General features: G+C 47.5%; 13 protein-coding genes and 1 pseudogene. 2 read left to right on the top strand and 12 right to left on the bottom strand.

What is annotated here, in order from left to right:
* The first annotated feature begins 373 nt into the window (after positions 1 to 373).
* Positions 374 to 988 carry a YagU family protein gene (locus BEB42_RS20455; protein WP_001019920.1) on the top strand — a complete coding sequence of 205 codons (615 nt, stop codon included), beginning with the start codon at positions 374 to 376 and terminating at the stop codon, positions 986 to 988.
* A 248-nt stretch (positions 989 to 1,236) separates the two neighbouring features.
* Here the strand turns inward: BEB42_RS20455 and BEB42_RS20445 are convergent, their stop codons facing one another.
* From BEB42_RS20445 to ecpR, 7 genes are all read right to left on the bottom strand, one after another.
* Positions 1,237 to 1,566 carry a YkgJ family cysteine cluster protein gene (locus tag BEB42_RS20445; protein WP_001307600.1) on the bottom strand — a complete coding sequence of 110 codons (330 nt, stop codon included), beginning with the start codon at positions 1,564 to 1,566 and terminating at the stop codon, positions 1,237 to 1,239.
* A 313-nt stretch (positions 1,567 to 1,879) separates the two neighbouring features.
* A complete protein-coding gene (gene ecpE, locus BEB42_RS20440; protein ID WP_001361803.1) occupies positions 1,880 to 2,590 on the bottom strand; it encodes a fimbrial chaperone EcpE in 711 nt (236 codons plus the stop codon).
* Entirely contained in the window at positions 2,559 to 4,202 is a 1,644-nt protein-coding gene (ecpD, locus tag BEB42_RS20435; protein WP_105267515.1) for a fimbrial adhesin EcpD, read from the bottom strand. Before ecpD ends, ecpE begins: the two co-directional genes overlap by 32 nt.
* Positions 4,192 to 6,717, bottom strand: coding sequence for a fimbrial usher EcpC (ecpC, locus tag BEB42_RS20430; protein WP_105267514.1), 2,526 nt, complete (start codon positions 6,715 to 6,717; stop codon positions 4,192 to 4,194). The genes ecpD and ecpC overlap by 11 nt, the downstream gene beginning before the upstream one ends.
* A 25-nt stretch (positions 6,718 to 6,742) precedes the next feature.
* Positions 6,743 to 7,411, bottom strand: a complete 669-nt coding sequence (gene ecpB, locus BEB42_RS20425; protein WP_105267513.1) for a fimbrial chaperone EcpB — start codon at positions 7,409 to 7,411, stop codon at positions 6,743 to 6,745.
* 57 nt (positions 7,412 to 7,468) lie between these two features.
* On the bottom strand, positions 7,469 to 8,056 hold the full coding sequence (ecpA, locus tag BEB42_RS20420) for a common pilus major fimbrillin subunit EcpA (protein ID WP_000730972.1): 588 nt from the start codon (positions 8,054 to 8,056) through the stop codon (positions 7,469 to 7,471).
* A gap of 74 nt (positions 8,057 to 8,130) precedes the next feature.
* Positions 8,131 to 8,673, bottom strand: a complete 543-nt coding sequence (ecpR, locus tag BEB42_RS20415; RefSeq protein ID WP_024166199.1) for an ECP biosynthesis operon DNA-binding transcriptional regulator EcpR — start codon at positions 8,671 to 8,673, stop codon at positions 8,131 to 8,133.
* Between the two features lie 824 nt (positions 8,674 to 9,497).
* Here ecpR and ykgL point away from each other — a divergent pair.
* A complete protein-coding gene (gene ykgL / locus BEB42_RS20405) occupies positions 9,498 to 9,725 on the top strand; it encodes a protein YkgL (RefSeq protein WP_105267512.1) in 228 nt (75 codons plus the stop codon).
* 34 nt (positions 9,726 to 9,759) lie between these two features.
* Here ykgL and ykgO read toward each other — a convergent pair whose 3' ends face one another.
* From ykgO to BEB42_RS26810, 5 genes and pseudogenes are all read right to left on the bottom strand, one after another.
* The gene (gene ykgO, locus BEB42_RS20400; protein ID WP_000866436.1) at positions 9,760 to 9,900 is read right to left on the bottom strand and encodes a type B 50S ribosomal protein L36; all 141 of its coding nucleotides are present in this window, start codon (positions 9,898 to 9,900) and stop codon (positions 9,760 to 9,762) included.
* Positions 9,900 to 10,163 carry a type B 50S ribosomal protein L31 gene (locus BEB42_RS20395; protein WP_000803998.1) on the bottom strand — a complete coding sequence of 88 codons (264 nt, stop codon included), beginning with the start codon at positions 10,161 to 10,163 and terminating at the stop codon, positions 9,900 to 9,902. Before BEB42_RS20395 ends, ykgO begins: the two co-directional genes overlap by 1 nt.
* 364 nt (positions 10,164 to 10,527) lie before the next feature.
* A complete protein-coding gene (gene ykgR, locus BEB42_RS20385) occupies positions 10,528 to 10,629 on the bottom strand; it encodes a small membrane protein YkgR (RefSeq protein ID WP_032183332.1) in 102 nt (33 codons plus the stop codon).
* 472 nt (positions 10,630 to 11,101) lie between these two features.
* Positions 11,102 to 12,244, bottom strand: a complete 1,143-nt coding sequence (locus tag BEB42_RS20380) for an NADH-dependent flavin oxidoreductase (RefSeq protein ID WP_000182348.1) — start codon at positions 12,242 to 12,244, stop codon at positions 11,102 to 11,104.
* 172 nt (positions 12,245 to 12,416) lie between these two features.
* A pseudogene (locus BEB42_RS26810) lies at positions 12,417 to 12,482 on the bottom strand (hypothetical protein); the annotation flags it as partial.
* Positions 12,483 to 12,559: the final 77 nt, after the last annotated feature.

Below are 12,559 nucleotides of genomic sequence, written 5' to 3'. Positions count from 1 at the left end.
AGAGTGCGTTGCGAGAGTGTTGATGCTTTTTTAAACGTTAAGCATAGTCGGTGAGAGCAGGAGGATTATTCTTAAAACGCGAATGCAGCTATGAGCCCGGCTAATTAATTCATATTCGCCGATGACGGGAGCTAGTTTATTGCTTTAGTTGTGCGATGCAAAAACCGATAAGGAAACCTGTGATTGTCAGCTCTGCATCACCCTGCAAATCGTTGTCACTTCTAACATAAAAATAGGGAGAAATGATGGTGCTTATATTAATTGGCGATTAGTCACCATTGCATTATACAAAACAATACAGTTCTTTACATTTGTCTTGTTTTATGAATACTCCTGAAGAGGTGTATAGCATAATGGTACAAGCAGGGTAGATATGAATATATTTGAACAAACTCCACCGAACCGCAGACGTTATGGTCTTGCTGCATTCATTGGGCTGATTGCTGGCGTTGTTTCCGCATTTGTGAAGTGGGGGGCTGAAGTTCCATTGCCGCCACGTAGCCCGGTGGATATGTTTAATGCAGCGTGTGGCCCGGAATCATTAATCAGGGCTGCTGGGCAAATTGATTGCTCCCGTAATTTTCTCAATCCTCCGTATATTTTTCTTCGAGACTGGCTGGGGCTGACAGATCCCAATGCGGCTGTTTATACCTTTGCCGGGCATGTCTTTAACTGGGTTGGTGTTACGCACATTATCTTTTCGATAGTGTTTGCTGTCGGTTATTGTGTGGTCGCTGAAGTATTTCCAAAAATTAAACTTTGGCAGGGCTTACTGGCAGGTGCTTTAGCCCAACTTTTTGTTCATATGATTTCATTCCCTCTCATGGGACTTACGCCACCTCTCTTTGATCTTCCGTGGTATGAGAATGTCTCTGAAATTTTTGGACATTTAGTCTGGTTCTGGTCTATTGAAATTATTCGCAGAGATTTACGAAACAGAATTACCCATGAGCCAGACCCTGAGATCCCTTTAGGCTCAAACAGATAATGCATTGAATGATAAAAATGGCGCAAATACAGCGCCATTTTTATAGGTTAAAAACATTGTTTTTAACTTTCTGATGCAGATAGCCAGTGAGTACATCGCGCTACTTCAGGATGCTGTAGATCCGGAGAACCCTATAGAGGAAGAGGCATTGTTGCTGGCAGATGGAAGAAGTTTCGGGTTTTGTTATCCCTGAAAAACGAAGCCCCGCGATTATAGCTGGCGGGGCAGTGCAATTAATTATTGCATATTTATAACGGTGTCAGCCCGTATTTAGCTCTTGCACGATTGCAAGCCTCATTGACTTCTCCGTTCTCACCAGACATGGCGAATTCTCTGCACGTGGACGATCGATTTTTATATATCGTGCAGCAGGCATTTTTGCCCGGTGTTCCTGCAAGGGCAATACATCGGGGGTTTTTCTGATTGGTACCGCTCATGCATCGGTGAAAAGGGGATATTTGTTCAGTGAGCCTGGCGGGAATGGTACCGCCAGCATCGTCGGCTTCGGCCCAGTAAAAAGAGACGCGGAAAAATGCACAACAGGCACCACACGTCATGCATGGATTCAGATTGCTCATAATTCACCAGTACAGCTATAAATCGTAAAGAGAACAGCGGTACATCGTATGTAAGAACGTACCGCGGTTGGCTGGGGAACTTTCGATAGTGTGAGTATTGAATGATTTCCAGCCGTTACCGATTTTACGTACTAATTCGTGAAGAAACCACTCGTTAGCAGGCTGCCTGGCACTTTTCCGTGTCTCCTGAACACTATGGTGTACATATGAGAAAGCCCATCATTACAGGTGACATTGACGATCGCTTCCACATCATTTAAACGATTATTTGAGTCTCTGAGGTGGAATTCTTCCCTCGTCCGATGGATAAGTCTTAGTCCGCCGAAGGGGGCTTAGCAGGACAGGAATCGCTAATCTTAATGAATTTGTCGTTATAGACCAGATAATGATTCCCCGGCTGACGTAACTCAGGCTGATGAACTACGTCTCCCGGACGTAGATACCAGGCGTCGCCTTCCTCTTCGGTCGAATCACATCCTGGTTTAATCAGTAGCTTAAACCACGTGTTGCCGGTGTTACTTACCGTTCCTGTCACCTGGTCGAAGGACCATTTAAACTGAACCTGACGAGGTCGTACTACCAGAATGGTATCCATCACCACCACCGGCTCTGTGCTGACCTCGCCGCCGGTTGGGCTACGTCTTGTCTGGTTGCGAGTGGGGACCTCGCGGAATGAGACCCGGTAGTAGCGCTCGCGGTTATCCTGGGGGCCATGATAGTAAAATTTAAAATACTCACTCTCACCAGCCTGCAACGCCAGCTGGCGGGGAGCGAAAAGCAGTTCACCATCCACCGGTCGAGTGCGCAATTCACTGCTGCCTGGGCTATCGATGGCACTGATGGCAATACGGTATATCCGTGCGCTTTTGTTGTTATTCACTACACGTTTGCTGACAAAGTCAGTCTCGGACGGCAGCGAAAATGTCAGATTGCCGACCGAAATCGCCTGTGTCAAAGGTGCCGCCAGCATACAGACCACTGTCAGCAGCGCCTTAGTTAATGTTACGCCACGTCGCCTGAACATGAATCTCTCCTGAAGCGCTGACTTCGCCAAACCAGCCGTTATCATCTACCGTACGCAGCGAAATGGCGTTATCCATTGGAATTGAAAATTTGACAGTGGTCTTATCCATCTGCCCCACTTCGCCAGAGATATCAGTCCACGGTGTGGTTAGCCACAGCGCATCGGTCATATCCCGCCAGCTATCATCGCACCCGGCATCGTAGGTTTTTGTAGCTCCGTTGCGGGTAATAAAGGAAAGCATCGCCGGGAATGGTACTTTCGCCTTACCGTCATCGGAGCTGAAGACACAATAGGAGCGTCCGCCAATCACCTGCGCGGGTCCGGTCACCTTGATCAGCACTTCGTCGGCAGCTGTTTTACCGCTGGTGGTTACGATATAGCCGAAATCGAGTGCCGGTTCGCCGCTGCCGACATATCCCTCTCGCGACGGTGTCTGAGTATATTCATCGGAGATAATACTGATGCTGAAATCACGGGGTTTGATAATCAGCGTGTTGGAGGTAGAAAATTCATACCAGCCAGACTCCGGTGATGTGGTGTTCTGAAAGCGAAAGTTGAATAGATCTTTGGTGTTGATATCGCTGATCCCCAGGTTCACCATCTGCTTAAAGAAGTTGCTCGAGAAGAAAACATAGATCGAGTCTGCGCTCTTCATCTCGTTGAAGGTGTAGTAATAAGCGGTATTGCTCACCGGTTTCCATGAACTGCCATTCAGACTGAACTGCATATCGTACGCCCCGACGGCCGAGGCTAACGACGAGTTGGCGATCGCCGGGAATATATGGATTGAGGTGTTGCTGAGCCCGTTTGTTTGCAGGGTATAGTTAACCATCTTACAACTTAATCCTGAACGGCTGCCGATGGTTTGCGTCCGGCAGTCGGCGTTCCCTTCCCCCAGAGTCGGTACTCCGTCGCTGTTGATAAATACCTCCGCCAGCGAGTGGGTATTTATCAACCGCAAATTTGCTGCTTTCGTATGGGTGACGTTGCGAACATACCAGTTGCCGGAGGCCTGATCCTTACAGCGCGCGCCGCTGCTGGCGTCATAGTTCACTGAGGTTTGGCAGGCATTGATGGTCATCGTAAAGCTGCTGCCAACGGGCATTTGTTGCAGATACTGGTAAAACGCGTCTGACAACATGCCGTGCATCCACTTCGAGCCGCCGCTGGTCACCGTCGCGCCATAAAATCCACTGGCGTCGGTGGTTTGCGGCAGGATAAGACTGGTGGTCATATTACACCCTGCGTACCAGTTGATGCAGCGCAAGCCAGTTAAAGGAGATGAAACCGGCGAATTATCCAGCCACATATCAAACTTCCAGTTGGTATAAAGTCCGGTGTTGTAACCGTTATCAATGTAGCCGAGGCTTTGTTGATAGATGGTTCCTGAGCCAGTGTATTTTAAACCGGTCCAGCGGTTGGCACCGGTCAGGCGCGGATCCAGCGCCCCGCCAGGCGTGACGAAAAAGTTGTCGTCTGAGTTGTTTTCGACAAACACAAACTCGCGTGCCGGTGCATCCGCCCAGGTTGTTTTGCTCACTGCAGCTCTGAGCGCGGTTGCTGGCCAGAATAGCGCAAAGATTATCATCGCTATCAGTAGGTTAACTCTCATTCTCTTCTCCTGTCTGCGTCACCGTCGCCCACGATGAGAGGCCGCTGCAGACCACATCACCGACCCAGACGGCACCGCGCGCCTGGTTGAGTTCCAGTGCCACTTCGCAGGTTTTATTGCCACTGTAGCGAAAATCGATAGTGGGGTATTTCTTATCCACGTCCATGACAAACTCGCCGTTTTCATCGGTTCGGGTTCGGCCGATATGGTTGTTAATCCGTGCGTTAGCCAGCAGTGTGCCGTCTTCTGCACGGATACGACCGGAGACGGTAACCATCTGCTTCACCTCTGGCTCAATGACGGCGACATTGCCTGGATAGAGGGTCAGATGGCTTTTGCGGCCGCTGACGATATCGTAGCTGTCGAGTGAGTTTTTGCTGTTCTGCAACTCCACCTCATATCTCCCATACGGAGAGAGCGGGAGGTAGTTGCGCTTGCCGTTAAGCGGGAAAATCCGTCCGTTGATTTTGGCGCTGATCTGACCGTCGTCCTCCAGCCCGGTATTGAATATCACCCCGGCGTTGCCATCAGTCCGCCCGCTGGCTGCAATGTTTTTACCCTGCCAGCCAACGCTGCCATTGGCAGTTAAGTTGGTATTGACGTAGCCGTCCGCCGCGCTATTGACGTTCAGCGTTCCGCTGGCGTAGCGAGCGTCGAACTGTGCATACGCCCCACCGCTGAGGGTTTTGTCATCACCGGTATCGCCGGAGATGGCTCGTGACAGATTGGCACCAACAGTGCGAATGGTCCCTTCATCAAACTGCTTGCGTGCTGACAGGTTTGCCATGGTGTAGCCGTTTTGATGAGTCATCCCTGCGCTAAACCAGTTGCCCAGTGGTAGCGAGAGATCGAGAGCGATATATTTCCCTGTATTGGCGCTGCTGTCGCCGTTGTTATAGCGCTGAATACCGGCTCGCAGGCCAAGCGAACCAAAGGTACCGCTGTAGACATTTTGATAGTAATCTGCCGTGTAATAATGGCTGTTGTAACGGCGGTCATCATTGTAGCTGATGCTGAATGTGCCCAGCTTCGACCACAGTGAGTTCAGGTTGAGTGTGCCGCCGATTGCACGGTTGTCGGCATCGCTACGTCGCAATTGATTGCCAATGCGGGTTTTTTCCTGATTAACCCATAGCGAACTAAAGCCTCCCGGTAGTGTGGCGCTGATGCTGCCGATATTGCTCCATGAGCTGTCACTGGCCAGCATGTTTTGCAGGTTAACGTTGATTGCTCCCCCAAGCGGCAGCGTCAGACGGGTTTCACCCACTGCCTGATTATCGTACCCATATCCCGTTGCCGCCCAGCTAAGCGTACTCAGTGAGCCGGAGCTCGAGGCACCTGCTAGCCAGCTATCTTTAGCTGGTCGCGTCTTTTTCCCGTTTTCCGACCAGCGATCCATATGAAAGCTACCGCCCCATATCTGCCACGCCAGTGGTGCACCGACGCCGCGCCCCCGGCTAAACAGCTTATTGACCCGCTGGGTGCGTTTGCTAATCACGCGACCGTTAACGATGACCTCAACTTCCACATCGTAAATACCGTACGGTAGACCCCGGGTATCCACTTCATGATTGCCCATGGTGAAGTTCTGAACGCTCAGTAACCGCCCATCACGGGTGAGATGTACTTCGCCCGCTGCAGGTAAAAAGGCGATCACTGGCGTGGCCGACTGGCTGCTGTCGAAGATGGTGGAGCTGGCCTGGTTTCCCCAGGAAAGGCCGTAAATCTTCCCTGCTGAAATGGCGGTCATCGGCCCTAAGGACTGCAAGTTCCAGGTGTCGAGCATTCCACCGGCAAATCGGTGACCAGCAAAATCGCGTTCATACATCGCTTTATATAATTCACTGTCCTGTTGACCGCTACCGATCCCATACAGCGAGCCGTCGAGCACCACATGATGTTCGCGCAGTGCTGTCACGTTATTTAGCGACAGATAGCTGGATGTATTGTTCCCGCCGTTACGCAACTGGTTGTTATAGATGCCGAAGTTATAGCTCAGGTTACTGCTGAGGGTGTTAACACTGGACTGCCCGATGTCTTCGCTACGTGAGCGTAGTACGGTGCCCAGTGCTTCGCGCTTGACCACCAGCTGCAGCAGCAGTTGGCGCAAGCTGAGATCCAACTGCGCGTTGTCAGTCAGGGGGATGGTAAGGGCCTCATTGAACGGGGCGTTGGCCAGAGTCATCAGTTGCTGTCGAGTTTGTTCGCTGACACTGGCGTTATCTTCACTCTCTTCCAGCTGTATTTTCCGGATGCGTAACTGTCCATCATCCAACCAGATAAAAGCGCTGCCGATTCGCTGATCGTCCTGGCGACCCTGGCTACCGGCAAGATGAATATAGAGCGGGACGCTCATGCCGTCCTGAAGCGCCTGACTGAAGGCCTGCGGAATAATCACCCCACCTATTTGCTGCGCGCTTATGTCAGCAGCGCTGGCATCGGGCTGAACGAACAAAAAGACCATGCCGAAGGCAAACTGGGCTTTCAGTCCTGGGGAGAACCGTCGTAAAGGCATTGTCGTTATCCATCTGCACAGCTATCTATTTCACGGGAATGAACTTATCACCCTGCCAAAGTGCAACCCGTCCTTTGTTATCCGCAGTGTCCACGCGGGTAAAACGACGCGACTTGCCCGGCATCAGGTAGTAGTTCTCTTTACACTCCTTACCATTGGCGGCTTTCAGGCAGGGGCCGTAGGCGAGGATCCGCAGCGTCGCATTTCCTGTATTTGTCAGGGAGCCGTTGGCGTACTGAAAGTGGTAGTTCGCCTGGCGGGGGGCGACGACCAGAATGGTGCCGATGCGGGCGGAAGCAGTGGCTACAGCGCTGCGGTTGGCATTATCGCGCTGCGCATCACTGAGGGCCTGATCGAACCAGACAATGCGGTAATAGCGCTCTTTCTCATCTACTGGTCCCTTATAGAAGAAGCGGATCACTTCGCTGGCTTGGGCGGGTAACAGCAAGCTGGCGGGAGTGAGTAGCAACTCATCCGGCTTGTCCATTGCGATAACCTGCCCGTCGTCAAGCGGTGAAGAGAGCCGTTCGAGACGGATATTGATGAGGCGACCACTGTCGGTACTGTTTTTGATTGTTTTGCTCAGCGTGCTGCTGTCACTGTTCATAAACGATGATATATCGCCGACATCCAGCGCCTGGGCCGGAGATATTCCGGCAAACAGCAGAGCGAGAGGCAGAAGGTGCTTTTTCATAACAATTCCGTCCAGGAATAAAGCAGGGGGGCTACCCCTGCTGGTACATCAAAGAGATCAACTGGTCCAGGTAGCGTCGAACTGTACGCTAACGTCGCCGCTCCAGATGCCTTCCGGTAGAGTGCTGTAATCGGTTACTGCGGTGGTACCATTGGTGGTACCGCTGATGATGGAGAAGGTGAAACCATCCTGTGCGGTGGTACGATTGCTGGCATTGTAGCCGTTAGCCAGCGGGCTAAGGTTGCCGCCCAGTACGCCGTTGGCGGTATCGATCATCACGGTATCGCCAGTTTTTTCGACTGCCGCGCCGTTATAATCCACGCCCACATTCAGTGTGGAACCTGAGGTATCCAACTGGGTTAAGGTGTTGGTGATAAGACGTGAGGTCAGTTTAAAGGCGGTAGCCGTTGAGTCACCCTCAATAGCCACGTCAAATAGACCTTTCTGTGAGTTAAAACCTTTAATGCCTTCGGCATACTGGAACGCCAGACTACCGAGCGGCGTCACAACCAGCTTACTGGTTGTGTCTTTTTTGGCTGTTGCCGACCAGGTCGCTACAGCCTGAGCTGTTACGTCAGCAGCCTGAGCCACACCCATGCCGGTAAACACCGTTACCAGAGCTATTGCCAGAACCTTTTTTTTCATTGCTTTTCTTCCCGAGTTAAATTGAGGACATGATGTCCCTGTGAGTCATTTTTTAAAACTAACTTGCCTGGAGTTTACGGAACCAACTTATATATTTTTGAGTACAGCTTGGCCTCAGCATTACGCCGATGGGTATACACTGTCTTCACACTACAATTTTCAATTCTGGCAATCGATTTAGGCAGCATTCCCTGGGCCGTCATGCGGATAATTTCCATTTCCCGGTCCGTGATTTTATCTTTCTTAATATCTTTTTTGAGAAACCTGCCATTAATCACATAGGCCAATTCGTTTCTAATATCACGACTCAGCCCAGCGTATACCACGCCCCTAATATTGCTGTTGTAATACCAATAATTTGCTAAGGCTTCTGACTTTCTGGCCGCAATCAATACGACCTGTTTCCCCTTTACCGCGGATAACCATTCGTTATCACGGTTTATAAACTCAGTTAAAGAATCCGTATTGAGATTGATAAACACGAAATCTTTTCTAATTTTCTCCAGCGATAGATAAATTAATCTGTCGATATCCACAATCAGTTCAGAGAGTCCTTTATAGAAGTAGGCGTCATGGGGAGACCAGATGTATTTATCAGAACGGTTTTGATATTCCATATGGTTTTTAACCTCATAGTCCCTGCTGTAATCATTTTGCCATGTCACTACTTTCCAAACCTGTAATTTTTACAGGTACATTCAGTGTTGTTAGTAAATCGGAAGTAAATAAGATACGTAGTACATATCAATATAGGTTAAACGAGATTAAGCTTTAATTATTTTCGATTGGGCTTAAATTTATGTTTTTTTCCTGATGAGTGTCAATATGTGAACAGAAAAGGAATTCCATGGTTAAGTCAATATTTACTAAAAATGAAAATATTGCTTTTTTGATAAGAAGAAAAAGACATTCAGTTTCATAAGGTTATTGGCAATATAACGTTCAATTCTTACTTGCATTTTATATTAGCCAGGAACTTTGCCCTGAGGTGTTAGGAATAGTCTTAATGCGTTTTGTGCTCGACTAGTAAAAAAACAAGTTTTAATGATAATAAATAGAACATAAAACTATTATTGACCATCATTAAAGAAGATTTGACAATCAATAAGGTGTTTTAATGGATTAACATGCCGCACAAAATGGTTATGGGTGTTTACTCCAATAAGTGGTGAAAAATTGAATAGGTGTGACTACGTCATCTGTTCGGTAAGCCCCCCAAGAGCCAAATTAAGTGAAGTTAAACGAAGGCTGCCAGCTGTCACAGGAACGATGGCCTCTTTGACAGGGCACTGCGTGCAGTCATCTGTGCGCGTTACTCTAACTGGCACTCAAACGTCGGCGATGGGGTTACCGGTGGATCAGGCTGTTCCTGTGGCGTAAACGTTTTTATGTTAGTACCAACAGATTTACCACATTTATCATCTTAACAGTTTGAGTGTAAATGCAGGCTGCTCCGCAAAGGGAGGAGGCGGAGTGGCTTGTTCAGTCTAAAAGAGAGTTGATACCAGCATACAGGGGCGAAGTTGGTCAACAAATCAACATTAATATAATGGAATATTCGGAGAGAAACGTCAGGCAGTTGGCTTTAAATGAACTTAAAGAATATATTTCCAGGAAAATTAATGTTGGTGTAATCAATACACCAACATTAATCCGGTCTGATTATTAATCAGACAAATATCGTTAATCCGGCGAATTATGAATCAACGCTTTTTCTTACGCCCCTGAACGGCCTTAAAACGTGGATTAGATTTACAAATCACATACAGCCGTCCTTTTCGCTTCACAATCTGACAGTCTGGATGGCGTTCTTTTGCGGTACGCAGAGAGTTAAGGACTTTCATCACGCCCCCTTTTTCGTGCTAACAAAACGACCAAAACGTTGGGTGAACCGTGCAACATTTCCTTCTGATGCCACTGTTCTCAGCTTCCCTGTATAGAACGGGTGCGATTTCGAAGAGACATCAATTGTCACGTACGGATACGTTACGCCATCCAGCTCAATCTCACGGTCTGTTTTGATAGTCGAGCCGATTTTAAAGTACTCATCAACACTGGTGTCATGGAACACCACAGTACGATACTCAGGATGGATATTGGGTTTCATCATTTTTACCTGTTATGTTATAACATAACCGTAAAGATACATGCTCATCCGGATCATTTCAACACCCAATCCCTGTGACCATTTGTGGTATGTGGAATTTCGGCAACGGGGAAGTCTGGCATTGTTAGCAGCCATTGGCGACGCTCCCATAAACGCCTGGATGAGTGATTGATGATGGTTTCGCTGAGAGTATGAATTTTTCGAGAATGGAGGCTATCTCCACTTTACTGGCCGATGATTTATCGCAGTTTGATTGATTACCTGACAGCGTGTATTCCTCTCCCACGGATATAATAATTACTTAAAAAAAAGGGAGAGGATGCATCTTTTGAATATTGCTGAAATGAACAGTTTATTGCCGTTATTAATAGAAATGGAGGAATAAATAGGCGTATTCTACAATTGCTACCAAAACAACGATATTAATCAGTTTATGACTGATTTGCTGTACTTTATTCTCTTTCATTGGTACTTCCTCGCTTTAAAAAAGAGTGCACTTCGTAAGTGCCCTTATATAAATAACGAGTTTGGTCAACCAATTTTTTGACATGTATCACAAATTTGAATGGATGTATTACATCGGCTATCTTTTATTGCCCCAAAGTCATTGATATATGTCGCCTGAAGTCAGTCCGGGAATGAGTCTGATCTCAAAACTGGCCCAGCCCTGGCGTTGATTGGCGCTGAGGAGCATACCTCATCTCATCATAATGTCGTATCTCCTGGGGTGTTATACAAGATATCGTTGTTGGTAACCTGGGAAAGGAATTGAGTTCTATTAAACCGTCAAGTATGCCGGATACATACTGGATTACACAGCAGGCACGCCTTATGAGAGAACGTGCCGCAGTGACGGGTTAATTATCTGAAAGAATTTGCGAGGCTGTATCGGTTACTCATTGGTTTGATAGTTTTACTCTCGGGAGAGTAATAGATATTTAATCCATTAACGGAAACCAGCCAGTTCCTTTCGATGTCTGAATTTGATCCCATAGTTTATCCGGAATGGTTAATTCAGGAACAAGTTGTGGATTAAGGGTTGTTTGAATTTCATGGCCTCTACCTGATTCAGCTAAAGTCACCCATTCTGGATTTATCACCAGCCCTTTACCGATCGCAACAAGTGGCAGGCCAGTGGAAATTGCTTCTTGAGCCTGAGACGGTGTGCGTATTTTACCTGCAGCGATTACCGGCACTCTGCCTGCAATATGATTTAAAATCAATTCAATAGTTCGGGGGCCATTTGGCGACTCAACAGGGTAGCTATCGTTAATACTGACCAGCGAGGTATGTATATACGAAATACCGGATGAAATGAGCCGATCAAGGAGTTTATAAGTATCCTCTATCCGCAGCCCCCCTGTTGCAGATTCTTCAGGAGATATTCTGTAACCGATGGCAAAGGGCTTTGTCGCATATTCATAGACTACATTTTTTACTTCCTGTAATACGGCCAGCGGGAAGCGCATACGTCCTTCGAGATCTCCTCCCCATCGGTCATTACGCTGGTTAAATAGAGGGGAGAAGAAATTCTGTAGAAGGAATCCGTGCGCACCATGAAGTTCAATGCCATCAAAACCTGCTTTAATCGCCCTTTTTGTGACATCTCCGAATGCTCTAATGGTTTCCTGAATTTCGTTTTCAGTCATTTCCCTGCTTTGTACCACTCTCTTCATAAAGTCACCAGATTTTACGCTTGATGCGCTGGCACTAATAACATCGTTATTTGGTACAAGCTCCGGGATGGCTTTATTACCGGCGTGGAAAATCTGCAAAATAGCCGGAGCACCCCCACTTTGGGCTGCCGCTGCTAACTTTTCAAGGCTGTTAATGAAACGGTCGTCATATGCGGCAAATTCATGAGTAAACCCAATGCCGCTTGGCGTGACATAGGTACATCCTGTTATTACTAAACCAACATTTTGTGAGCGGCGTTTATAAAATTCGAGTTCTTGCTCAGAGATGGTTCCATCAGGATTCGCTGACCAGGTCGTCATAGGGGCCATAACGATACGATTACGTAGCTTTATTTTTTCTGTCAGCATAAAAGGAGAAAACAATGATGGGTGTTTATTTGTCATAACAATACCTCAAATGTTTATCTGATTTTAATGCGTATAATCTTAATAAGTTGAGTTGCTACTTTTTGATGCTTTTTTCCTTTAATAGAATTCTTTTTGAGTAATTTCATTATTGTTGTGTAGTCAATAAAGGATAAATCTCAGGGAGATAATGAATCTCCCTGCAAGGTTATTACAAATGTGTTTTGTAAAAAGGAATTAATTTATCGAGCGCCTGTTTCACAGGTTCTGGCTTATCGGTGATGCTGCCAACTTACTGATTTAGTGTATGATGGTGTTTTTGAGGTGCTCCAGTGGCTTCTGTTTCTATCAGCT

It is taken from the genome of Escherichia sp. MOD1-EC5990, from assembly GCF_002965285.1.
Classification (GTDB): domain Bacteria; phylum Pseudomonadota; class Gammaproteobacteria; order Enterobacterales; family Enterobacteriaceae; genus Escherichia; species Escherichia coli_F.
The sequence above is the reverse complement of the archived record's forward strand: the minus strand, read 5'-3'. Positions and strand labels throughout refer to the sequence as shown.

Bases quoted from the DNA above. Each gene is read 5' to 3' on its own strand.
- BEB42_RS20395 (WP_000803998.1), bottom strand. From the start codon at position 10,163: ATGAAACCCAATATCCATCCTGAGTATCGTACTGTGGTGTTCCATGAC.
- BEB42_RS20445 (WP_001307600.1), bottom strand. From the start codon at position 1,566: ATGAGCAATCTGAATCCATGCATGACGTGTGGTGCCTGTTGTGCATTT.
- ecpE (WP_001361803.1), bottom strand. From the start codon at position 2,590: ATGTTCAGGCGACGTGGCGTAACATTAACTAAGGCGCTGCTGACAGTG.
- ecpA (WP_000730972.1), bottom strand. From the start codon at position 8,056: ATGAAAAAAAAGGTTCTGGCAATAGCTCTGGTAACGGTGTTTACCGGC.
- BEB42_RS20455 (WP_001019920.1), top strand. From the start codon at position 374: ATGAATATATTTGAACAAACTCCACCGAACCGCAGACGTTATGGTCTT.
- ecpC (WP_105267514.1), bottom strand. From the start codon at position 6,717: ATGCCTTTACGACGGTTCTCCCCAGGACTGAAAGCCCAGTTTGCCTTC.
- ecpD (WP_105267515.1), bottom strand. From the start codon at position 4,202: ATGAGAGTTAACCTACTGATAGCGATGATAATCTTTGCGCTATTCTGG.
- BEB42_RS20380 (WP_000182348.1), bottom strand. From the start codon at position 12,244: ATGACAAATAAACACCCATCATTGTTTTCTCCTTTTATGCTGACAGAA.
- ykgL (WP_105267512.1), top strand. From the start codon at position 9,498: ATGCAGGCTGCTCCGCAAAGGGAGGAGGCGGAGTGGCTTGTTCAGTCT.
- ykgO (WP_000866436.1), bottom strand. From the start codon at position 9,900: ATGAAAGTCCTTAACTCTCTGCGTACCGCAAAAGAACGCCATCCAGAC.
- ecpB (WP_105267513.1), bottom strand. From the start codon at position 7,411: ATGAAAAAGCACCTTCTGCCTCTCGCTCTGCTGTTTGCCGGAATATCT.
- ecpR (WP_024166199.1), bottom strand. From the start codon at position 8,673: ATGGAATATCAAAACCGTTCTGATAAATACATCTGGTCTCCCCATGAC.
- ykgR (WP_032183332.1), bottom strand. From the start codon at position 10,629: ATGAAAGAGAATAAAGTACAGCAAATCAGTCATAAACTGATTAATATC.